The 22,990-nt window shown below is 75.4% G+C and carries 16 protein-coding genes; all 16 read left to right on the top strand.

The features are described from left to right. Window positions 1-53: 53 nt before the first annotated feature. The 16 genes from IF61_RS0119895 to IF61_RS0119815 all read left to right on the top strand — a co-directional run bounded on the left by IF61_RS0119895 (window position 54) and on the right by IF61_RS0119815 (window position 22,909). Window positions 54-890, top strand: a complete 837-nt coding sequence (locus IF61_RS0119895) for a M55 family metallopeptidase (protein WP_030367807.1) — start codon at window positions 54-56, stop codon at window positions 888-890. Further along, entirely contained in the window at window positions 883-2,235 is a 1,353-nt protein-coding gene (locus tag IF61_RS0119890; RefSeq protein WP_030367806.1) for a M20/M25/M40 family metallo-hydrolase, read from the top strand. The genes IF61_RS0119895 and IF61_RS0119890 overlap by 8 nt, the downstream gene beginning before the upstream one ends. Window positions 2,236-2,292: 57 nt before the next feature. Next, a complete protein-coding gene (locus tag IF61_RS0119885) occupies window positions 2,293-4,296 on the top strand; it encodes a prolyl oligopeptidase family serine peptidase (RefSeq protein WP_030367805.1) in 2,004 nt (667 codons plus the stop codon). A 220-nt stretch (window positions 4,297-4,516) separates the two neighbouring features. Next, window positions 4,517-5,296, top strand: a complete 780-nt coding sequence (locus tag IF61_RS0119880; protein ID WP_078660347.1) for a 2,3-dihydro-2,3-dihydroxybenzoate dehydrogenase — start codon at window positions 4,517-4,519, stop codon at window positions 5,294-5,296. Between the two features lie 215 nt (window positions 5,297-5,511). Next, complete coding sequence (gene dhbC / locus IF61_RS0119875; RefSeq protein ID WP_030367803.1) at window positions 5,512-6,732, top strand: isochorismate synthase DhbC; 1,221 nt, start codon at window positions 5,512-5,514, stop codon at window positions 6,730-6,732. Then, window positions 6,729-8,390, top strand: coding sequence for a (2,3-dihydroxybenzoyl)adenylate synthase (locus tag IF61_RS0119870; protein WP_030367802.1), 1,662 nt, complete (start codon window positions 6,729-6,731; stop codon window positions 8,388-8,390). Before dhbC ends, IF61_RS0119870 begins: the two co-directional genes overlap by 4 nt. Before the next feature lie 35 nt (window positions 8,391-8,425). Further along, the gene (locus tag IF61_RS0119865; RefSeq protein ID WP_030367801.1) at window positions 8,426-9,058 is read left to right on the top strand and encodes an isochorismatase family protein; all 633 of its coding nucleotides are present in this window, start codon (window positions 8,426-8,428) and stop codon (window positions 9,056-9,058) included. A 5-nt stretch (window positions 9,059-9,063) separates the two neighbouring features. Next, entirely contained in the window at window positions 9,064-9,294 is a 231-nt protein-coding gene (locus tag IF61_RS0119860; RefSeq protein ID WP_030367800.1) for a phosphopantetheine-binding protein, read from the top strand. Then, window positions 9,291-13,310: a non-ribosomal peptide synthetase gene (locus IF61_RS0119855; RefSeq protein ID WP_030367799.1), complete on the top strand. Its 4,020-nt coding sequence runs from the start codon at window positions 9,291-9,293 to the stop codon at window positions 13,308-13,310. The genes IF61_RS0119860 and IF61_RS0119855 overlap by 4 nt, the downstream gene beginning before the upstream one ends. 4 nt (window positions 13,311-13,314) lie before the next feature. Next, window positions 13,315-14,460 carry a 4'-phosphopantetheinyl transferase family protein gene (locus IF61_RS37045; RefSeq protein ID WP_107043073.1) on the top strand — a complete coding sequence of 382 codons (1,146 nt, stop codon included), beginning with the start codon at window positions 13,315-13,317 and terminating at the stop codon, window positions 14,458-14,460. Window positions 14,461-14,593: 133 nt separating this feature from the next. Beyond that, the gene (locus IF61_RS35925; RefSeq protein WP_157848634.1) at window positions 14,594-15,388 is read left to right on the top strand and encodes a hypothetical protein; all 795 of its coding nucleotides are present in this window, start codon (window positions 14,594-14,596) and stop codon (window positions 15,386-15,388) included. 52 nt (window positions 15,389-15,440) lie between these two features. Further along, window positions 15,441-17,606, top strand: a complete 2,166-nt coding sequence (locus tag IF61_RS33450; RefSeq protein ID WP_157848633.1) for a CHAT domain-containing WD40 repeat protein — start codon at window positions 15,441-15,443, stop codon at window positions 17,604-17,606. A 447-nt stretch (window positions 17,607-18,053) separates the two neighbouring features. Beyond that, on the top strand, window positions 18,054-19,451 hold the full coding sequence (locus IF61_RS0119830) for a CoA transferase (RefSeq protein WP_030367794.1): 1,398 nt from the start codon (window positions 18,054-18,056) through the stop codon (window positions 19,449-19,451). Further along, on the top strand, window positions 19,448-20,077 hold the full coding sequence (locus IF61_RS0119825) for a GNAT family N-acetyltransferase (protein WP_052392840.1): 630 nt from the start codon (window positions 19,448-19,450) through the stop codon (window positions 20,075-20,077). Before IF61_RS0119830 ends, IF61_RS0119825 begins: the two co-directional genes overlap by 4 nt. A 62-nt stretch (window positions 20,078-20,139) precedes the next feature. Then, window positions 20,140-22,155 (top strand): DUF5107 domain-containing protein, encoded by a 2,016-nt coding sequence (locus tag IF61_RS0119820; protein ID WP_030367792.1) that lies wholly within the window; start codon window positions 20,140-20,142, stop codon window positions 22,153-22,155. A gap of 172 nt (window positions 22,156-22,327) precedes the next feature. After that, a complete protein-coding gene (locus tag IF61_RS0119815; protein WP_030367791.1) occupies window positions 22,328-22,909 on the top strand; it encodes a TetR/AcrR family transcriptional regulator in 582 nt (193 codons plus the stop codon). The last annotated feature ends 81 nt before the right edge of the window (window positions 22,910-22,990 follow it).

Below are 22,990 nucleotides of genomic sequence, written 5' to 3'. Positions count from 1 at the left end.
CTGCTGCGAGCACCCGTGCGGCCGCCTCTCACCTGCGGTAGGACTGATGCATGGTGAAGATCCTGATCTCCGCGGACATGGAGGGCGTCACCGGCGTCACCTGCCCGGCCGACGTGCTGCCCGGCGCCTCGCAGTGGGAGAGGTGCCGCCATCTGTTCACCTCCGACGTGAACGCGGCGATCGCCGGGTTCTTCGACGGGGGCGCCGACGAGGTCCTCGTCAATGAGGCGCACTGGGGCATGCGTAATCTGCTGCTGGAGAAGCTGGACGAACGAGCCCAAATGCTCACCGGCAAGCACAAGAGCCTGAGCATGGTCGAAGGCGTCCAGCACGGCGACGTCGACGGCGTCGCCTTCGTGGGCTATCACACGGGCGCCGGCACCCCGGGCGTGCTGGCCCACACCTACCTCGCCAACACCATCACCGGCGTGTGGGTGGACGGCGCGCGGGCGAGCGAGGGGTTGCTCAACTCCCTGGTCGTCGCCGAATACGGTGTTCCGGTGGTGCTGGTGACGGGCGACGACCTGACCTGCGCGGACGCCAAGGGATATGCGCCGCGCGCCCGTTCGGTGGCCGTCAAGGACTGCGTCTCGCGGTACGCGGCCGTCTGCCGCCCGCCCGCGCGCACTGCCGCGGACATCCACGCCGCGGCCAAAGAGGCGACGGCCCTCGCCGTGCGGTACGAGCCCGCCAAAACCGCCGGCCCGTTCACCGTCGACATCGAGTTCGACGCGCACCACCTGGCCGGCGCGGCGACGGTGGTCCCGGGCGTGGAGCCGGGCGGCGAGCGGCGGGTCACGTACACCACGGCGACCATGTACGACGGAATCCGCTGCTTCAAGGCGGTCACGACCGTCGTGTCGGCCGCGGTGGAGGAGCAGTATGGCTGAGACCGTGACGGAAGAGGCCGGGGCCGGGGTGGACGAGCGCGCGCTCGACGAGGCGGTGCGCTTCACCTCGGACCTGATCCGCCTCGACACGACCAACCGGGGCGGGGGCGACTGCCGGGAGCGGCCCGCCGCCGAGTACGTCGCCGCGGCGCTGAGCGAGGCGGGCATCGAGCCGGTGGTGCTGGAGAAGGAGCGCGGCCGGGCGAACGTCGTCGCCCGCGTTCCCGGCACCGATCCGGGCGCGCCCGCGCTGCTGGTCCACGGGCACCTCGACGTCGTCCCCGCCGACCCCGCGGAGTGGAGCGTCCACCCCTTCTCGGGCGAGGTCCGCGACGGCGTGGTGTGGGGCCGCGGCGCGGTCGACATGAAGAACACCGACGCGATGGTCCTGTCGGTCGTCCGGGCCTGGGCGCGCACGGGCGCCCGGCCCCCGCGGGACGTCGTGCTCGCGTTCACCGCCGACGAGGAGGACCGCGCCTGGACGGGCGCCGCCTTCCTCGCCGAGGAGCACGCGGAGCTGTTCGAGGGCTGCCGGTACGCCATCGGCGAGTCGGGCGCGTACTCCTTCCACGCGGACGGCGGGCTGCGGCTGTACCCGGTGGCGGCGGGGGAGCGGGGCACGGCCTGGCTCCGGCTCACCGCGCGCGGCCGGGCGGGCCACGGCTCCAAGCCCAATCAGGCCAACGCGGTCACCCGGCTGGCCGAGGCCCTCGCCCGGATCGGCAAGCACCGCTGGCCGGTGCGGATGTCACCGACCGTGCGCGCCGCCCTCGTCGAGATCGCCGCCCTGTACGGCATCGAGGCCGACCCCGGCGCCCCGGGCTTCGACGTGGACGCGCTGCTCGCCGAGCTGGGATCGGCGGCCCGGCTCGTCGCCCCGACGGTCCGCAACAGCTCCAATCCGACGATGCTGGACGCCGGCTACAAGGTCAACGTGATCCCCGGGACCGCGGTGGGGCACGTGGACGGCCGCGTCGTGCCGGGCGGTGAGGGCGAGTTCCGCACGACCATGGACGAGCTCACGGGGCCGCACGTGGAGTGGGACTACTACCAGCGGGGGAAGGCGCTGCAGGCCCCGCTCGGCACCGAGCTGTTCGCCCGGATGCGGGAGGCGGTCGAGCGCTTCGACCCCGAGGGGCACGTGGTGCCGTTCTGCATGTCCGGCGGCACCGACGCCAACCAGTTCTCGCGCCTGGGCATCGACTGCTACGGCTTCGCCCCGCTGAAGCTGCCCGAGGACATCGACTACCAGGCGCTGTTCCACGGCGTCGACGAACGGGTCCCCGTCGAGGCGCTGCACTTCGGGGTCCGGGTGCTCGACCACTTCTTGATGAGCACAGCTTGATGAGCACAGCTTGATGAGCACAGCCTGTTGGACCGATACGAGGAGGCGTAGCAGATCATGGTGTCCACGGTGCCCTACGGAGCCTGGCAGTCCCCGGTCGGCGCGGAGCTCGCCGCGTCGCACGGCGGCGGCCCGGACTTCGTGGGCACGGCCGGTGACGAGCTGTGGTGGGTGAGCCCGCGCCCGGCGGAGGAGGGCCGCTTCACGCTGGTGCGGCGGCGGGCCGGCGGCCCGGAGGAGACGGTGCTGCCCGCTCCGTGGAACGTGCGCAACCGCGTCATGGAGTACGGCGGCCTGCCGTGGGCGGCCGCGGCGCGGGCGGCGGGCGGCCCGCTGGTGGTCTTCACCCACTTCGCCGACCAGCGGCTCTACGCGTTCGAGCCCGATGCCCCGGCGGGCGGCGAGCGGAGCACCCCGCGGCCGCTGACGCCGGTCTCGTCCGTGGGCGGCGGGTTGCGCTGGGCAGATCCGGTGCTGCTGCCGGACCGGGGCGAGGTGTGGTGCGTCCTGGAGGAGTTCACCGGCTCCGGCCCGTACGACGTGCGCCGGCTGCTCGTGGCCGTGCCGCTGGACGGCTCGGCGGCGCGGGACCGCGGCGCGGTCCGGGAGCTGACGGACGGCCGGAACCGCTTCGTCACCGGGCCCCGGCTCTCGCCGGACGGACGGCGGGCGGCCTGGATCGCCTGGGACCACCCCCGGATGCCGTGGGAGGGCACCGAGCTGAAGATCGCCGAGGTCTCCGCGGACGGGCGGCTGTCCGGAGCCCGGACCGTCCTGGGCGGGCCGGAAGAGTCCGTCCCCCAGGTGGAGTGGGCCGCCGACGGCTCGCTCGTCGCGGCGAGCGACCGCTCCGGGTGGTGGAACCTGTACCGCGTCGACCCGGAGACGGGGGAGAGCGCGGCGCTGTGCCGCCGCGAGGAGGAGTTCGCCGGCGCGCTGTGGCGTGTGGGGCAGCGCTGGTTCGCGCCCTTGCCCGGCGGGCTGATCGCCACCGTCCACGGCCGGGGTGCCGCCGTCCTCGGCGTCCTCGACCCGGGGACCGGCGAGATCGCCGACGTCGCCGGGCCGTGGACCGAGTGGGCGCCGACCCTGGCGGTGACCGGCACCCGCGCGGTGGGCGTCGCGGCGAGCCCGCGCAGCACGTACGAGGTCGTCGAGCTCGACGTCTGCACGGGCCGGGCCCGGACCGTCGGCGCCCGGCACACCGACCGCGTGGACCCCGCCCACTACCCCGAGCCGCTGGTGCGCGCCTTCGCCGGGCCGGACGGGCGCGAGGTGCACGCCAACCTCTACCCGCCGCGCAGCCCCGGCCACACCGCCCCCGAGGGCGAGCTGCCGCCCTATGTGGTGTGGGCGCACGGCGGCCCGACCGCCCGGTCGCCGCTCGTGCTGGACCTGGTGACGGTCTTCTTCACCTCGCGCGGCATCGGCGTCGCCGAGGTGAACTACGGCGGCTCGACCGGCCACGGGCGCGCCTACCGCGAGCGGCTGCGCGGGCAGTGGGGCGTGGTGGACGTCGAGGACTGCGCCGCGGTGGCCGCGGCGCTGGCCGCCGAGGGCCTCGCCGACCCGGCCCGGATCGCGATCCGCGGCGGCAGCGCGGGCGGCTGGACGGCCGTGGCCTCGCTCGCCGCCACGTCCCTCTACGCCTGCGGCACGGTCCTCTACCCGGTGCTGGACCTGGAGAGCTGGACGGCGGAGGGCGGCACGCACGACTTCGAGTCGCGCTACCTGGACTGGCTGATCGGCCCGCGGGACGAGGTGCCCGGGCTGTACACCGAGCGCTCGCCGCTGCACCGGGCGGACCGGATCTCCACGCCGTTCCTGCTGCTGCAGGGGCTGGCCGACCCCGTCTGCCCGCCCGCGCAGAGCGAGCGGCTGCTGGCGGCGATGGCCGGCCGGGGGGTGCCGCACACCTACATCGCCTTCGAGGGCGAGGGGCACGGCTTCCGCCGGGTCGGGACGATCGTGCGGGCGCTGGAGGCGGAGCTCTCCCTGTACGCCCAGACCTTCGGGGTGACCGCGCCGGGCGTGCCGGCCCTGGAGCTCGTGGCGACCTGACACACAACCAGTTCCCGTCTTGCCAGGGGGCGGTCGCCGGTCAGCAGGGGGCCGCCCCCCTATAGGCAAGAGCGTGAGGTTAGCCTAACCTAAGCCTTATTGTGCGCCCCCCGCGCGCGCAGCGATGGGGGCGCCCCTGCAGCGGGCGGTGATCCCGGCCGGGCAGGGTCATGTAAGGTAAGGCTTACCTTAGTTTGGAACCGGAATCGGGGGACCCACCGTGCAGCAGTCAGAACTCTCCGGCCGCGTCGCGCTGGTCACCGGCGCCGGCCAGGGCATAGGCGAGGCCGTGACCCGCGCCCTCGTCGCCCGGGGAGCGCGCGTCGCGGCCCTCGACTGGACCCCGGACGGCATCAAGGACCTGGAGGCCGAGCTCGGCCGCGGCAAGGTCACCGCCCACACCGCCGACGTCGCCGACAGCACCGCCGTCGAGGCCGTCGTCGACGAGGTCGAGAACACCGTCGGCCCGCTGGACATCCTCGTCAACGTCGCCGGCGTGCTGCGCACCTCGCCCGTCGTCGACATCACCGACGACGTCTGGCACCGCACCTTCGCCGTGAACTCCACCGGCGTCTTCAACGCCTCGCGCGCCGCCGCCCGCCGGATGACCGAGCGCCGCTCCGGCTGCATCGTCACCGTCGGCTCCAACGCCGCGGGCGTGCCGCGCACCAGCATGGCCGCGTACGCCGCCTCCAAGGCCGCCGCCACCATGTTCACCAAGTGCCTCGGCCTGGAGCTGGCCCGCAGCGGCATCCGCTGCAACGTCGTCTCGCCCGGCTCCACCGACACCGCCATGCAGCGCGGCCTGTGGGCCGACGAGCAGGCGCCCCAGCGCGTCATCGACGGCGACCCCGGCTCGTACCGCGTCGGCATCCCCCTCGGCCGGATCGCCGAACCCTCGGACATCGCCGACGCGGTCGCGTTCCTCGTCTCCGACCGCGCGCGGCACATCACGATGCACGACCTGTACGTCGACGGGGGCGCGACGCTGCGCGCCTGACGGCGCCGCCGTCTCCCGGGGCTCCGCCTTATTCGAGCCCGTCCGGCGATTGAGGACACCGCGCGCAGCGCGGTGCGGGGGGTTGGGGGCTCGCCCCCCAAGAAACGGCGAAGGGGCGGGTCAGGGGCACCGATGGCCCACAAGGCCGGCCGCCACCCGAACACTTCACGCAAGACCCACCCGGTGCGACCCACCGGAGGAACGGAGCAGCAAAGGTGACCACCGCTCACCACGTCGCGGACCGGCCGGGCGGCAGCGAGCCCGGCGCCCCCGTCGGGGGTGACACCGTCGGCGCCGCCACCTCGCTGCTCGACGCCTACGAGCCCGGCCGGGCCCGGTTCTTCGCCTCGCCCACCCGTACCCTCCTCGCCCACGGCGTCCGCGCCGAGGTGCCGCACGGCACCGCCCCCGTGGCGCAGCGCGTCGCGGAGACCCTCGCCGCCCGCGTGCGGGCCGGCGACGCGGCCCCGGTCGTCGTCGGCGCGATCCCCTTCGACCAGGCCGCGCCCGCCGCGCTGGCCGTGCCCGAGGCCGTCCGCTGGGCGCCGCCGCTCGCCGAGGACCCGCTGGTCGCCCTGCCGGCCGCCGCCCCCGGCGCCGCCCGCTGGGACGTCCGGCCCGTGCCGGAGCCGGCCGGCTACGGCGCCGCCGTCGCCGAGGCCGTGCGCCGCATGCGGCGCGGCGACTTCGCCAAGGTCGTCCTCGCCCGCACCCTGGAGCTCGCCTCCGACCGCGACCTCGACCTGCCCGCGCTGCTGCAGCGCCTCGCCCGCCGCGACCCCTCCGGCTACACCTTCGCCCTGCCTACCGGCCCCGGCCGCACGCTGCTCGGCGCGAGCCCCGAACTGCTGGTCTCCCGGCGCGGCGGCACCCTCGTCGCCAACCCGCTGGCCGGCTCCACGCCGCGCAGCGCCGACCTCGCCGAGGACGTCCGCCGCGCCGCGGCCCTCCTGCAGTCGGAGAAGGACCTGCACGAGCACGCCGTCGTCGTGGACGCCGTCCGCGAGGCCCTCGCCCCGTACTGCCGCGGCCTGCACGTGCCCGAGCGGCCCACGCTGGTGCGCACGGCCGCCATGTGGCACCTGTCGACCACCGTGACCGGCGAGCCGGCCGACCCGGCGGTGTCCGCGCTGGAGCTGGCCTCCGCGCTGCACCCCACGCCGGCCGTCTGCGGCACCCCGACCGCCATCGCGCGCGACGTCATCGGCGAGCTGGAGCCCTTCGACCGCGGCTTCTTCACCGGCATGGTCGGCTGGGGCGACGCGAACGGCGACGGCGAATGGGTCGTCACCATCCGCTGCGCCGAGGCGGAGGAGCGCTCCCTGCGGCTGTACGCCGGGGCGGGTGTCGTCGCGCAGTCCTCGCCGGAGGCCGAGACGGCCGAGACCGGCGCCAAGTTCCAGACGTTCCTGCAGGCTGTGGGGGTTGACCAGTGACCGAGACGACCGACGCTCCGGGCTATCCGGCCGAGTTCGCCGAGCGCTACCGCGCGGCGGGCTACTGGCGAGGAGAAACGTTTGGGCAGATGCTGCGCGACCGCGCGCGGGCCCACCCGGAGCGCGTGGCCATCGTGGACCCCGCGGGTACGTCGCACGGGGAGGAAGCGCGCCGCTGGACGTACGGCGAGCTCGACCTGCGCGCCGACCGGCTGGCCGCCGGCTTCCTCGCCCACGGCATCGGCAAGGGCGACCGCGTCGTCGTCCAGCTCCCGAACACCGCCGAGTTCTTCGAGGTCGTCTTCGCGCTCTTCCGCATCGGCGCCCTCCCCGTCTTCGCGCTGCCCGCCCACCGCGAGACCGAGATCAGCCACTTCTGCGCCTTCACCGAGGCCGCCGCCTACGTCATCGCCGACGTCAGCGAGGGCTACGACTACCGCGAGCTGGCCTCGAAGGTCCGCGCCGAGGTGCCCGCCCTCAAGCACGTCTTCGTCGCCGGCGACCCCGGCGAGCACACCGCCCTGGCCGGCGTCCCGACCGATCCGGTGGCCGTGCCCGATGCCCCCGCCCCGCACGAGCTGGCCTTCCTTCAGCTCTCCGGCGGCTCCACCGGCGTGCCCAAGCTCATCCCGCGCACCCACGACGACTACATCTACTCGCTGTGGGGCTCCAACGAGATCTGCGGAGTCGACGAGGACAGCGTCTACCTCTGCGCCCTGCCCGCCGCCCACAACTTCCCCCTGAGCTCCCCGGGCACCCTCGGCGCGCTCTACGCCGGCGCCCGCGTCGTCCTCGCCCCGCGCCCCAGCCCCGACGTCGCCTTCCCGCTCATCGAGGCCGAGGGCGTCACGATCACCGGCCTGGTCCCGCCGCTCGCGCTGGTGTGGACCGAGGCCGCGGCGGAGACCCCGTACGACCTGAGCAGCCTTCAGGTCCTGCTGGTGGGCGGCGCGAAGTTCAGCGAGGAGGCAGCCCGCCGGGTGCGCCCGGCCCTCGGCTGCACCCTCCAGCAGGTCTTCGGCATGGCGGAGGGCCTGGTGAACTACACCCGGCTGGACGACCCCGAGGAGACGATCGTCACCACCCAGGGCCGGCCGATCTCGCCCGCCGACGAGGTCCGCGTCGTGGACGACGAGGACAACGACCTGCCCGCGGGGGAGACCGGCCACCTGCTGACCCGCGGCCCGTACACCATCCGCGGCTACTGGCGGGCCCCCGAGCACAACGCGACCGCCTTCACCGCCGACGGCTTCTACCGCACGGGCGACGTCGTCCGGCTGACGGAGACGGGCCACATCGTCGTCGAGGGACGGGCCAAGGACCAGATCAACCGCGGCGGAGAGAAGGTCGCCGCCGAGGAGATCGAGAACCACATCCTCGCCCACCCGGCCGTGCACGACGTCGCCGTCGTCTCCATGCCCGACGCGTACCTCGGCGAGCGCACCTGCGCCTACGTCGTCCTGCGCGAGGGCGCCGGACCCGTGAAGTCGATCGCCGTCAAGAAGTTCGTCCGCGAGCGCGGCCTCGCCGCCTTCAAGGTCCCCGACCGGGTGGAGTTCGTGACGGAGTTCCCGCAGACGGGCATCGGCAAGGTGTCGAAGAAAGACCTCCGCGCGGCCATCGCCGCACAGGTCGCCGCCGCAGCAGCAGAGCGCTGAAAACGCTGAGAACCGAGAAAGGCTCACCGACCACCATGGCACTGCCTGCCATCGCCCCGTATCCCATGCCGCGGGAGGCCGACCTCCCCGCGAACAAGGTCGGCTGGACCGTCGACCCGAGCCGCGCGGTGCTGCTCGTGCACGACCTGCAGAACTACTTCCTCGACGCGTTCGAGGCCGGGGTCTCGCCCGTCACCGAGCTGCTCGCCAACGTCGCCGCGGTGAAGAAGGACTGCGAGCGGCTCGGCGTCCCCGTCGTCTACTCCGCCCAGCCCGGCGGCCAGAGCCCCGCCGAGCGCGGCCTCCAGCAGGACTTCTGGGGCCCGGGCCTGCCGGACGACGAGCGCGCAAAGGCCATCGCCGACGCCGTCGCGCCGGCGGCCGCCGACACGGTCCTGACCAAGTGGAAGTACAGCGCCTTCGTGCGGACCGACCTCGCCGAGCGGATGGCCGCCCAGGGCCGCGACCAGCTGGTCATCGTCGGCGTGTACGCGCACATCGGCGTCATGATGAGCGCCTGCGACGCCTGGATGCGCGACATCCAGCCCTTCCTCGTCGCCGACGCCGTCGCCGACTTCTCGGCCGAGGACCACGCCACGGCACTGCGCTGGGCAGCCGCCAAGTGCGCCGTAGTGACCACCACCGACCGGCTCTTCGAAGGGGCGTAACACCCATGGCACTCACCCTCGACCAGATCCGGGCCGACGTCGCCGACGTGCTCGGCGAGGACCCCGCCGACATCCCCGACGACGAGAACCTCGTCGACTACGGGCTCGACTCCGTCCGCATCATGACCCTCGTCGAGCGCTGGCGCCGCGACCACGGCACCGACGTCACCTTCGTGGCCCTCGCCGAGCAGCCGGCCATAGAGCAGTGGGCACCGCTGCTGGGGGCGGGAACGTGAACGCCCGCACCCTCGACCGGGCGGGGGCGCGTCCCCTGCCCGGCCCCTCCGGCGCGGGACGGTCCCCCGCGCCGGAGGGGCTGCCCCTGACGGCCGCCCAGTCGGGCATGTGGTTCGCCCAGGCCCTCGACCCCGGCAGCCCCGCCCTCGGCACCGCCGAATACCTGGAGATCCACGGGGACATCGACCCCGCCCGCTTCGCCGAGGCCCTGCACCGCACCGTCGGCGAGGCCGACGCCCTGCGCGTCCGCATCACCGACACCCCGGACGGCCCCCGCCAGCTCCCCATCGCCGTCGAAGCCCCCGGCCACGGCTTCCCCCTGCACACCGCCGACCTGCGCGCCGAGCGCGACCCCGACGCCGCCGCCCTCGCGTGGATGCGCGCCGACCTCGCCGAACCCTTCGACCTCGCCCGCGGCCCGCTCTTCTCCCACGCCCTCCTGCGCACCGGCGACGCCCGCTGGCTGTGGTACCAGCGCGTCCACCACGCCGTCCTCGACGGCTACGGCTACTCCCTCGTCGCCCGCCGCGTCGCCGAGCTCTACACCGCCCTGGCCACCGGCGAGGACCCGGCCCCCAGCCCCTTCGGCCGGCTCGCCGACCTCGTCGCCGAGGACGCCGCCTACCGCGACTCCGCCACCCGCACCCGCGACCGCGCCCACTGGCTCACCGCCTTCGCCGACCGCCCCGAGGCACCCGCCCTCGCCTCCTCGGCGGCCCCCGCCCTGCCCTCCCGCGGCCACCTGCGCGCCACCGCCCACCTCGACCCCGCGGCCACCGCCCGGCTGCGCCGCCTGGCCGCGTCCGTCCGGGCCACCTGGACCGACGTCCTCTTCGCCGCCCAGGCCCTCTACGTCGCCCGCGCCACCCGCAGCGAGGACGTCGTCCTCGGCCTGCCCATGATGGGCCGCATGGGCTCCGTCGCCCTGCGCGTCCCCGGCATGGTCATGAACGTGCTGCCGCTGCGCCTGACCGTCACCCCCGGCACGACCTTCGCCGAACTCGTCCACCAGACCGTCCTCGGCATCCGGGCCGCCCGCCGCCACCAGCGCTACCGCTACGAGGACATCCGCCGCGACCTCGGCCTCCTCGGCGAGGGCCGGCCGCTCACCGGCCCGCTCGTCAACGTCATGCCCTTCGACTACGGGCTCACCTTCGCCGGCGCCCGCGCGGGCGCGCACAACCTCGCCCCCGGGCCCGTCGACGACCTCACCATCGGCATCTACGACCGCGCCGACGGCAGCGGCCTGCGCATCGACTACGACGCCAACCCCGCCCGCTACGGCCAGGACGAACTCGCCGCCCACCAGGCGCGCTTCCTCGACCTGCTGGCCCGCCTCGCCGAGCGCGACCCGCACCTGCCGACCGGCGGCCTCGCCCTGGCCACCGCCGCCGAGCGCGAACAGGTCCTCGCCGAGTTCAACGACACCGTCACCGCGGTCCCGCCCACCACCCTCATCGGTCCCGTCGAGGCCCGCGCCGCCCGCACCCCGCACGCCACCGCCCTCGTCTCCGGCGCCGAGACCCTCACCTACGCCGGGCTCAACGCCCGCGCCAACCGGCTCGCCCGCCACCTCGGCACCCTCGGCGTCCGCCCCGGCACGGTCACCGCCGTAGCCCTGCCGCGCTCCACCGAGCTCGTCGTGGCCCTCCTCGCCGTCCTCAAGGCGGGCGGCGCGTACCTGCCGCTCGACACCGCCGACCCGGCCGCGCGCCTGCGCGACGTGCTGGAGACCGCCGCACCCGTGTGCGTCGTGACCGACCGCGCCGGCACCGCCGCCCTGCCCGCGGGCGCGCCGCCCGCCGTCGCGCTCGACGACCCCGCGCTCGGCGAGGTGCTCACCGCCCACCTCCCCACCGATCCCGGCCGGGCCCTGACGCCCCAGCACCCCGCGTACGTCCTGCACACCTCCGGCTCCACCGGAGCCCCCAAGGGTGTCGTCGTGCCGCACTCGGCGATCGACAACCGGCTGCGCTGGATGCAGGCGCAGTACCCGCTCGCCCCCGGCGACCGCGTCCTGCACAAGACCCCCGCCGGCTTCGACGTCTCCGTGTGGGAGCTGTTCTGGCCGCTGCGCGAGGGCGCCACCCTCGTCGTGGCCGGGCCCGGCGCCCACCGCGACCCCGCGGAGCTCGCCCGCACCATCCGCGAACACGACGTCACTGTCGCCCACTTCGTGCCCTCGGTGCTGCAGCTCTTCCTCGCCGGACCCGGCGCGGCCGGCTCCACCGGGCTGCGGCACGTCTTCAGCAGCGGCGAAGTCCTCCCGCGCGCCACGGCCGACGCCTTCCACCGGCTGCTCCCCGGCACCCCGCTGCACAACCTCTACGGGCCGACCGAAGCGGCCGTCGACGTCACCCACCACACCTGCCGCCCGGGCGACACCGGGCCCGTCCCCATCGGACGGCCCGTCTGGAACACCCGCCTCTACATCCTCGACGAGGCCCTGCACCCCTGCCCGCCCGGCGTCCCCGGCGAGCTCTACCTCGCCGGCGCCCAGCTCGCCGACGGCTACCTGGGCCGGCCGGACCTCACGGCCGAACGGTTCCTCGACGACCCCTTCGCGGGGCCCGGCGCGCGCATGTACCGCACGGGCGACCTCGCCCGCTGGCGGGCCGACGGCGAGGCCGAGTACCTGGGCCGCACCGACCGCCAGGTCAAGCTGCACGGGCGCCGCATCGAGCTCGACGGCATCGAGGCCGTCCTGCTGGCCGACCCCCGCGTGCAGGCCGCCTGCGCCGTCGTCCGCGAGGACCGGCCCGGCGACCGGCGCCTGGTCGCCTACGTGACTCCGGCCTCGGCGGATGCCGCCGCCGAGGCCGGCCCCGACGCCCTGCGCGAGGTGCTGGCCGCGCGGCTGCCCGCGAGCACCGTGCCGGGCGCCGTCGTGGTCCTGGACGCCTTCCCCACGGGCCCCAACGGCAAGCTCGACCGCGCGGCGCTGCCCGCCCCCGCCCCCGAGGCGGACACCGGCGGCCGCGCGCCCGCGGGGCCCCGCGAGGAGACCCTGACGCGGCTGTTCGCCGAGGTCCTCGGGCTGCCGCACGTCGGCGTCGACGACAGCTTCTTCGCCCTTGGCGGCACGTCCCTGCTCGCGGCGCGTCTCGTCGCCCGGATCGGCGACGTCCTCGGCGAGGACATCACCGGTGACGACGGGCCCCTCGCCCTGGGCACCCTCTTCCGCGCACCCACCCCGGCCGCCCTCGCCCGCCGGCTCGGATGCGGGGACGGCACCGCCCCGGGCGCCCTTGATCTCGTTCTGCCGCTGCGCGCGACCGGCAGCCGCACGCCCCTGTTCGCCCTGCCCCCGGCCGCAGGCCTCGGCTGGTGTTACACCGGGCTGCTCACCGGCCTCGGCCCCGACCAGCCCCTCCACGCGCTCCGGGCGCGCGGGTTCGCGCCCGGCGAGGCGCTGCCCGCGACTCTGGAGGAGATGGCCCGGGAGCATGCGGACCGCATCCGCTCGGTCCAGCCGTACGGCCCCTACCGGCTGCTCGGCTGGTCGGCGGGCGGCGTCCTCGCGCACGCCGTCGCCGTACGGCTGCAGGAGGCCGGCGAGAAGGTCGAGCTCCTCGCGCTGCTCGACGCCTACCCCGCCGGCGCCGCGTTCGAGGAACAGGCCGTCCTCGGCGCCCTGCTGGACATGGCCGGCTGCGCGCGCGACGGTGACGGAGCCCTCACCCGGGACGGGGTGCTCGCCGCCCTCCGCGCCGACGGCGGCCCCTTCGCCGCCCTGACCGCCCGGACGCTGCGGTCCGTGGCCGACGTCGCGCTCTCCACGACGGCCCTGGCCGCACGTCACCCGCACCGCGTCTTCGACGGCGACGTCCTCTTCTTCACCGCGGCGGACACGGACACCGAGCCGGCCCGCTCCGTGACGAGGGAGGCGTGGCGGCCGTACGTCACGGGTAGGGTGATCAACCACGATGTCGGCTGCGCGCATGCGCACATGACGCGGCCGGGACCGATCGCGGAGGTCGCCGAGGCGGTGACCCGCCACCTGGGAGAGGGCTGAGCGGATGGGCGTGAGCGGCGGGCCGGGCATACGGCCCGGGGTCCTCGGCGAGGACCCGCTGCCGGGGGCGTGGACACCGGGCGGGCCGCCGCGCGTATGGCTGCTGAACCTCGCCGGCCTGCGACCGGGCGGCTTCACGAACGAGGGCCCGGGGGCCGGTGAGCTGGGGCCCGGCCGGCCGGCGACCGGTGACCTGCCGGGCGGCGGTCTGCGGCCGGGTGCCGCGCCGGGCGAGGAGGCTCCAGGCGGTGGTCGGCGGTCCGGTTCCGGTGGCCGGCCGGGTGGGGGGCCGGAGGCCGGTGGGTTGCGGCCCGGCGGCCCGGGGCCCGGCCTGCTACCGGGTGACGGCCTTTCCGGCGACGGCCTGCGGCCGGGTGCCGCACCGGGCGACGAGGCCCCGGGCGGTGGCCTGGAGCCCGGTGCCCGTGGTCTGCCGGGCCCGGGTGACGGTCTCTCCGGCGGCGGCCTCGCGCGCGGCGCGTCGCGGGGCCACGGCCTTCCGGCCGGCGGCACGCCGCCCCGCGGCCCGCTCGGCGCCGCGCTGCGGGACCACGCGCGCATCCTCGACCCCGCGGAGCGGGACCGCGCCGCCGCGTTCGTGCGTGACCTGCACCGCGACCGCTACATCGCCTCCCACGTCGGGCTGCGGCTCCTCCTCGGCGCGTACTTGGCCACCGACCCGGCCGCGGTCGTGCTCGTGCGCGAGCCGTGCCCCGGCTGCGGCGGGCCGCACGGCCGTCCGGCCGCCGCCGGCGCGCCCCTGCACTTCAACCTCTCGCACGCGGGCGACCTCGCGCTCTTCGCCTTCGCGGACACCCCGGTCGGCGCGGACGTCGAGCAGGTCCAGCCCGCCGAGGTGGTCGACGAGGTGGCGCGCGTCCTGCACCCCGACGAGACCGCGGAGCTGGCCGCGCTGCCCGCGGAGCAGCGCCCGGATGCCTTCGCGCGCTGCTGGACGCGTAAGGAGGCCTACCTCAAGGGCACGGGCACGGGCCTGTCGGAGAACCCCTCCGTGACATACGTGGGCACGGGCCCCGGCCCGGCCTCCCCCGCGGGGTGGACGCTGAGCGACGTCGAGGCCGTGCCGGGCTACGCGGCGGCTGTCGCGGTCGCGAACGCGCGCCGGCCGCGCACGCCGTACGGGCGATAAGGGCGCGGGGGCGCATTCCGGGAGCGCGCGGGGGTGAGTCACCGAATATACGGCGCACAGCCCGGCGGCATTCCCCTGAATTTCCTATAACCTGGCTGGTCCGCGGAGGGTCGTGACGCATCGGGGGGAAATCATGCCGACCTCTGCTTCGATCATTCTATTCGTCTTCGGGGGCCTCATGGTCCTCATCTCTCTGCTGGGCAGCGGATTCTCGGTCCGGGAAATCTCCTTTCCCCGGATCAGCCCGGTGATCCGGTCCACGGCGGCGCTGCTCGGGGCCGGCCTCGTGGTCACCAGCATTGTCCTGCTGGCGAATAAGGATTCCGGAAAGACGGTGGCCGATCCTCCGCCGGGGACCGCGCCGCAGAAATCCGTACCGGCGTCATTACCGGCACCACCCTCGTCGCAGCCGCCCGCGCAGCCGTCCCCGGCCGCCCCGCCGCAGCCGCAGTCCTCGGCGCCCGTGCCGGGGACGCCCCGGTCCTCGGGGGCGACGGCGTCCCTGCTCGCCCACGTGCCGGACGCCATCCGCCCGAGCTGCTCGGACGGCGACGCGTCCAAGTTCCCGGCGTCGGTCGCCGCCGTGGTCGCGTGCACCCCGGCCGGCGGATTCCCCGTCATCTACGCCCAGTTCGTGGACGACATCAGCACCCAGGGAGGATTCCAGCGGCTCGTCAGCGACGTCACCTTCACCCAGAGCTCGTGCGGCCCGACCGTCCCGCTCAGCGGGCGGCAGAAGTACAACAACGGCGGAAAGATGGTCGGCGAACTCGCCTGCCACCAGGATCCGGACGACGGAGACGCCTATCTCACGTGGTCGAGCGAGGACGTGAAGATCATCGCGCAGGCGCACGCCCCGCTCGCCTCGTACGGGCAACTGCTCGCCTGGTGGAAGAACGCGGGCCCGCTGCACGGCACGGCCACGTGAGGAAGCGGGAAACGGAAATGGTGACATCCCGCCGGACCTCCCGGGAGCCGTGATGCCCGCCGCCGACTTCGTCCTCGAGATCAGCGGCGGGACCGGCGGGCAGTACGCGGTGACGGTCTCCTCGCCCGCCGGCGAGGGGGCCGCCTCGGTCGCCCTGGAACCCGATGCCATCGGCGCCCGCCTCGCCGACCTCCAACGGGCCGTCCTCGCCTCCTCGGTGACGCCGCGCGCGGCCGCCCTCGGCCTGGAGCGGCCCGTACGCGATGTGGGGGAGCGGCTCTTCCGCACCGTCTTCGACGGGCGCCTGCGCGGCCTGTACCTCGCCAGCCGCCAGCGCGCCGCCGAACGCGACCAGGCGCTCCGCGTGGTCCTGCGCATCCGCGCCCCCGAACTCGCCGCCCTGCCCTGGGAGCTGCTCCACGACGAGGACCTCGGCGGCTACCTGTGCCTGCGCCAGCCCCTCGTCCGCTACGTCGACCTGCCCGAGCCCCTCCCGCCGCTGCGCTCCGAACCGCCCCTCAAGATCCTCGGCATGACCTCGCTGCCCCGCTCCCGCGCGCCCTTGGGCGCCGAGAGCGAGCGCGCCGCCCTCGCGGTCGCGCTGCGGCCGCTGACCGGGCGCGGGCTCGTCGACCTCGACTGGGTCGAGGGCCAGACCGCTGACGACCTTTCCCGCAGGCTCCTGCGCGGTTGCCACGTCCTGCACTTCATCGGGCACGGCGCGTACGACCCCCAGCGCCACGAGGGCATGATCACGCTGGCCGACGCGGACGGGCGCGAGCACCACCTGCACGCCTCCGCCCTCGCCTCGCTCCTCAGCGTGGCCCGGCCCAGGCCGCAGCTGGTGATCCTCAACAGCTGCCAGAGCGGCATGGGCAACGCCGAGGACCTCTTCTCCAGCACCGCGGCCGTCCTCGTGCGCACCGTGCCGGCGATCGTCGCCATGCAGTTCGCCGTCACCGACAAGGCGGCCACCCGCTTCGCCGCGTCCTTCTACCAGGCGCTGGCCGAGGGCCGCACCGTCGACGAGGCCGTACGGGTCGGGCGGATCGCCCTCGTCGTCGACAAGGACGACAGCCTGGAGTGGGCGACCCCCGTCCTCTACCTGCGCGGCGGGGACGCCCGCCTCTTCGACATGCCGGAGCTGACGGCGGAGGCGGGCCCGGCGGTGCCGCGGCCTTCACCGCAGCCCGAGCCGCCCGAGCCGTCCGCGTCGTCCGGTATTCCGCCGAGGCCGTCCTGGGACCCGGCTCCCGGCGGACCCGGTACGCCCGGCGGCCCGGGGGTGTACGGCAGACCCGGTGTGCCTGGTGTGCCCGGCGCGGCCGGTCCGCCCGGCCCCGGCATCACCTCGCGCGTCCTCAACGCCCGCCAATGGGTGCACGCCCTCGCCGCCCACCCCGACGGCAGACGCCTCGCCACCGGATCCCGCAACCGGATCAGGGTCTGGGACGCCCACACCGGCAACCGGATCTGGGAGCAGACCGTGGGCGGCTGGCTCTCGTCCGTCTTCGCCGCCGCCTTCAGCCCCGGCGGCCGCCGCCTCGTCACCGGAGGCGCCGACAACACCGTCCGCATCTGGGCGGCCTCCGACGGCGAGGAACTGCTGCGCCTGCGCCACGACCACGTGGTCTTCGGAGTGGCCTTCAGCCCCGACGGCTTCCGCGTGGCCTCGGCCTCCGCCGACCGCACCGTCAGGCTGTGGGACTCCACCGGCGGTGACCCCATGCTGCGCATCACGCACGATCAGGTCGTCACCGACGTCGCCTTCAGCCCGGAGGGCGCCCGGCTCGCCTCGGCCTCCGCCGACCGGTCGGTGCACGTGTGGTCGCTCGGCGGGGACGCCCTGCTGCGCCTGCGCCACGACCACCCCGTCAAGGCCGTCGGCTTCAGCCCCGACGGCGGACATCTGGCGACCGCGGGCGACGACGGCTGCGTCCGGGTGTGGGACGCGGGCAGCGGGCACCAGCGCCTGCTGGTCCGGCACGGCGCCGCCGTGAAGGACGTGGCCTTCAGCCCCGACGGCCGGTGGTTCGCCACGGCCTCCGCCGACCGCACGGCCGGACTGTGGTGCACAAAGGACGGCGGCCGCGCGCTGCGCGTGCAGCACCACGACACGGTCTTCTGTGTCGCCTTCGGCCCGGACGGCACGTGGCTGGCCAGCGGCAGCGAGGACAAGACGGTCAAGCTGACGCCGGTACCGGGGGAGTACGGCTGAGCCCGGCCGGGAAGCGCCGGGCTCAGCCGTGGAGCCTGCCCGGCGGGGCCGCCGCGCTTGTTTCCGCGGCCCGTCCGGCGGGCGCGTCTGCCGAGGCCGCGGCCCGGTCGGGCACCGCCGGTCCACCACGTTGCGGATTCTCGCCGTTGCGGCGGAAGGAAGGCGGCTCGCCGGGACGCGGAGCAGCCGCCGTAGTCCTGTCCGGCGGACTTCCGCCGAGGCCGCGGCGCGGTTCGGCACCGCCGGTTCCCGGCACCGTGGTCGCTCGCCGCCGCGGTGGAAGGAGAATGCCCGCCGCAGCGGCGAGGGGCCACCGCGGCGAGGGACCGGCGGCATACGCGGACACCGCAATCCGCACGTTCGCCGTCGTCCGCCTGCCAAGTGGCATGGTGCCGGCCGCGGCTTTCCCCCTAGCTGCCGGCAAGGCTCCGGTGTCAGACTGCTCGGATGATCAAGAGAGCCACCGGCGCAACCGGTCACGCCTGGGCCGCCCTTGGCGGCGACCCGGCGCTCACGGCCGCCGTCACCTACGGCGGGCCGGGCGGCACGCTGCCCTCCCGGCTTCCGGTTCGTGAACTGGCCCGTGCCACGGTCGCGGTGGCCTCGCTCGCCGCGGCCGAGCTCGCCGCCGCCCGGCGCGGCGGCGGGCGGCTCCCGGCCGTGCAGGTGCACGACGGCGCCGTCGCCACCGCCTTCGTCAGCGAACGGCACCTGCGTGTCGACGGCCGCGCCGCCGCCACGTTCGCGCCGCTGTCCCGTTTCTGGCGCACCCGCGACGGCTGGGTCCGTACGCACGCCAACTACCCGCACCACCGCGCCCGGCTGACGGAGGCGCTCGGCCTGCCCCGTACGGACGACGGGGAGGCCCTCGTCGACCGGGTCACCGCCGAACTCGCCCTGCGCGACGCCGAAGAGGTCCAGGAGACCGTCAACGCGGCCGGAGGGCTGGCCGTCGCGGTGCGCTCCGCCGCGGAGTGGGCCGCCCACCCGCAGGGCGCGGCCGTGACCCGCCGCCCGCTGCTCACCCTGGAGCGCATCGCCGACGGCCCCTTGCGCACCCGGCCGGCGGACGCCGGGGCGCCCGCCGAGGGCCTGCGCGTGCTCGACCTCACCCGCGTCATCGCCGGTCCCGTCGCCACCCGCACCCTCGGGCTGCTCGGCGCGGACGTGCTCCGGCTCGACCCGCCCAACCTCCCGGAGAGCCAGGACGCGCACAACGACACCGGGTTCGGCAAGCGTTCGGCCGTGCTCGACCTCGCGCACCGCGCCGGCCGGGCGGCCTTCGAGGACCTGCTCGCCCGCGCCGACGTCGTCGTGACGGGCTACCGCCCCGGCGCGCTCGACCGCCACGGCCTCTCTCCCGAGGCACTGGCCGAGCGGCGACCGGGGCTGGTCGTCGGCCAGTTGAGCGCCTGGGGCACGGACGGGCCCTGGGGCGGGCGGCGCGGCTTCGACAGCCTCGTGCAGGCGGCCTGCGGCATCGCCGTGACCGAAGCCGGCCCCGACGGCACCCCGGGCGCCCTGCCCGCGCAGGCGCTGGACCACGGCACCGGCTACCTCCTCGCGGCCGCCGTCCTGCGCGCCGTCACCGAGCAGCACGCCACCGGCGGCACCCGCCTCGCCCGGCTCTCCCTCGCGCGGACAGCGCACTGGCTCACCCACGACCTGCCGCGCGACGAGAGCGGATCCGGCGGCGCGTACGCACCGGACGCATGGCTCACCGAGGCCGACGGACCGCTCGGCCGCGTCCGCTACGCACGGCCGCCGGTGCACGTCGAAGGCGCACCGCGCGACTGGGCGAGACCCCCCGCAGGCTGGGGATCCGACGCGCCGGAGTGGCGATGACGGCCCGTGGCGCTACCGGCGCCGGACCGTACGATGAAGCCGTGTCGGAATGGCTGGCCGAGGGGCCGCGCGTCGCGATCCGCCCCGTAGCGCCCGGGGACGGGCCGGAGTTCACCCGCCTCGTGCGGGCGAGCGCGGATCTGCACCACCCGTGGCTGTCCATGCCCGCCACCGAGGAGGACTTCGCCGCGTACGCCGCCACGCTCGACGGCGAGCAGCGCGTGAGCCTCCTCGTGTGCGTGCGCGAGACCGGCCGCGCGGCAGGCTTCGTCAACATCAACAACATCGTGCGCGGCCGCTTCCAGTGCGGCGCGCTCGGCTACGGCGCCTTCGTGCCGGCGGCCGGCCGCGGCCTGATGAGCGAGGGCCTCGGGCTCGTCCTGCGCCATGCCTTCGGCCCCCTCGGTCTGCACCGGCTGGAGGCGAACATCCAGCCGGGCAACGCCGCGTCGCTGGCGCTGGTCAAGCGCACCGGCTTCCGGCTGGAGGGCTTCTCCCCGGCGTTCCTCTTCATCGACGGGGCGTGGCGCGACCACGAGCGCTGGGCGATCACGGCCGACATGCCGCCGGACCGCCAGGAGGGGCGGCCGGGACCGGCAGCCGGCAGGACCGGCCGCCAGGACTGACCGCCAGGACCGATGACCAGGACCGATGACCAAGGCCGACCATCAGGCTGAGAAAGGTTGCCGTGCCCACGACCATCAGACGAGCCGTACTGTCCCTGCCCGCCGCCCCGCTCGGCGCGGAGAACCCCCTGCCGTCCCTCCGCACGGCCCGCGACGTCCACCGGCTCGACGCGGCACAGCGCAAGGGCCTGCCCGCCGACATGGCCCGCCAGACGGGCTACGAGCCGTTGCGCTCCGTGCTGCCCACGCGCCGCCGCGACCACTACACGCGCAAGCGCGTCCTCACCGACGTCGACGCGATCGTGGTCGAGAACGACCGGCTGCGCGCCACGGTCCTGCCCGGTCTCGGCGGCCGCGTCCACTCCCTCGAACACAAGCCGACGGGCCGGCAGCTGCTCTACGCCAACCCCGTCCTGCAGCCCGCCCACTTCGCGCTCAACGGCGCCTGGTTCTCCGGCGGCATCGAGTGGAACATCGGCGCCACCGGCCACACCCCGCTGTCCGTGGCCCCGCTGCACGCCGCCCGCGTGCCCGCGCCCGGCGGCGGGGAGATGCTGCGCCTGTGGGAGTGGGAGCGGCTGCGCGACCTGCCGTTCCAGGTCGACCTGTGGCTGCCCGACGGCTCGGACTTCCTCTACGTGGGCGTGCGCATCCGCAACCCCCACCACCGGTCCGCTCCCGTCTACTGGTGGTCGAACATCGCCGTCCCCGAGGAGGAGGGCTCGCGCGTCCTCGCTCCCGCCGAGTCGGCCTGGCGGTTCGGCTACGAGCGCAGCCTGCGCCGGGTCCCGGTGCCCGAGTGGGAGGGCGCGGACCGCACGTACCCGCTGAACAGCACGCACGCCGCCGACTTCTTCTACGACGTGCCCGGCGGAGAGCGCCGCTGGATCGCCTCGCTCGGCGCGGACGGCCGCGGCCTCGTGCAGACCTCGACCGACGCGCTGCGCGGCCGCAAGCTCTTCGTCTGGGGCTCGGGCCGCGGCGGCCGCCGCTGGCAGGAGTGGCTCACGGAGCCCGGCACCGGCGGCTACGCCGAGATCCAGGCCGGGCTCGCCCGCACCCAGCTGGAGCACGTGCCGCTGGAGCCCGGCGGCGAGTTCGCCTGGCTGGAGGCGTACGGCCCGCTGGCCGCGGACCCCGCCGCCGTGCACGGCGCCGACTGGGCGGCCGCCCGGGGCGAGGCGGCGGCCCGGCTCGAAGAGGTCCTGCCCCGCGCCGAGGTGGACGCGGCGTACGCGGCGTGGCGCCCGTACGCCGACGCCGAGCCGGCGGAGAGCCTGCACACGGGCTCCGGCTGGGGCGCCCTCGAAGCCGAGCGCGGGCACTACGACCTGCCGGGCACGCCCTTCGCCCCACAGACGCTGGGGGAGGAGCAGGAGCCCTGGCTCGCGTTCCTGCGGACGGGCTCCCACCCGTGGCCGGTCCGGGTGCTGCCGCCCCCGCCCTCGCTCGTGTCGCCGCAGTGGCGCGAGCTGCTGGAGACGACCGGCGGGAACGACCTCTACGGCGCCTACCACCTCGGGGTCGCCCGCTGGCACGCGGGCGACCGCTCGCAGGCGGTCCGCGCCTGGGAGGGCGCGGACGACTTGTGGTTCGTCAAGCGCTGCCTCGCCTTCGCCGACGCCGAGGACGGCCACGCCGAGCGCGCCGCCGACCGCTATCTGGAGGCCTTCGGGGACGCCCGCGACGATCGGCGCGAGGGCGCCTCGTGGACCGCCGCCATGGCCGCGCTCGGCGAGGAGGCGGTGGAGGCCCTGCTCGCCGCCGGCCGCGCCGACGACGCCGCGGCCGTGCTGGAGGACTTGCGCCCCGGCATCCGCGAGCGCGGCCGCTTCCGGCTGCTCCGGGCCCGGGTACTGCTCGCTCTCGGTGACGCCGCGGCCGCGCGGGAGGTCTTCGACCGCGGCTTCGAGGTGGAGGACCTGCGCGAGGGCGACGAGTCCCTCGGCGAGACCTGGTACGCGACCGAGGAGCGGCTGCTGGCGGGTGAGGGCCCGGTCACGGCGGAGATCCGCGCGCGGGCGCGGGCCGAGCGGCTGCCCCGGCAGTACGACTTCAGGATGCGGCCGACTTCGTAGCGGGCCGGACCGGGGCGCCGTCCCGCGCTCTCAAGGAGGCGGCGCTCCGGGACGGCGGTCCGCGCCCGTTCTTTCCCCGGTTCCGCCCCGGGCGCTGCAGGGCAGCGCCCGGGGCGGTGGTGACGACGAGTCATTCTTGACCGATCGTTCTCGAAAGGGCTACCGTCAACCTGTGGCCAGGACCAAGGAATTCGATCCGGACGCCGCGCTCCAGTCGGCCCTCGAGCTGTTCTGGCAGCGCGGCTACGAGGCGACGTCGATGGCCGATCTCGTCGGCCACCTGGGCATCGCCCGGGCGAGCCTCTACGCGACGTTCGGCAGCAAGCACGAGCTCTACCTCAAGGCGCTGAAGCGCTACGGCGAGCAGCGCGGCCCGGGCATCGCCGAGGAGCTCTCGCGCCCCGGCCCGGCCCTGCCGGCCGTGCGGGAGCTGGTGGCCCGCTTCGCGGAGGAGGCCGCCGGGGACGACCTGCGGCGCGGGTGCTTCGTCACCAACACCGCCGTCGAGCTGGCGCCGCACGACCCCGCCGCGGCCCGCAGCGTCGAGGACAGCTGGCTTGCCCTGGAGCGGGCGCTCGCCTCGGCGCTGACCCGGGCGGCCGGCCAGGGCGAACTGCCCGCCGGCCGGGATCCCGTGGCGCTCGCGCGGATGCTGCTCGTCCTCATGCAGGGCATGCGGGTCGTCGGCAAGGCCTCGCCCGGGCCGGCCCGGCTGCGGGACGCAGCGGAGCAGGCCCTCGCCCTGCTGGGCTGACCACCACCGAAAGTGCGCCACCACCGGTGACGGATCACCACCGGTTACGGACCACCGACCGCCCGACCGTTCAGGAGTCTC

Source organism: Streptomyces roseoverticillatus, from assembly GCF_000719265.1.
GTDB lineage: Bacteria > Actinomycetota > Actinomycetes > Streptomycetales > Streptomycetaceae > Streptomyces > Streptomyces roseoverticillatus.
The sequence above is the reverse complement of the archived record's forward strand: the minus strand, read 5'-3'. Positions and strand labels throughout refer to the sequence as shown.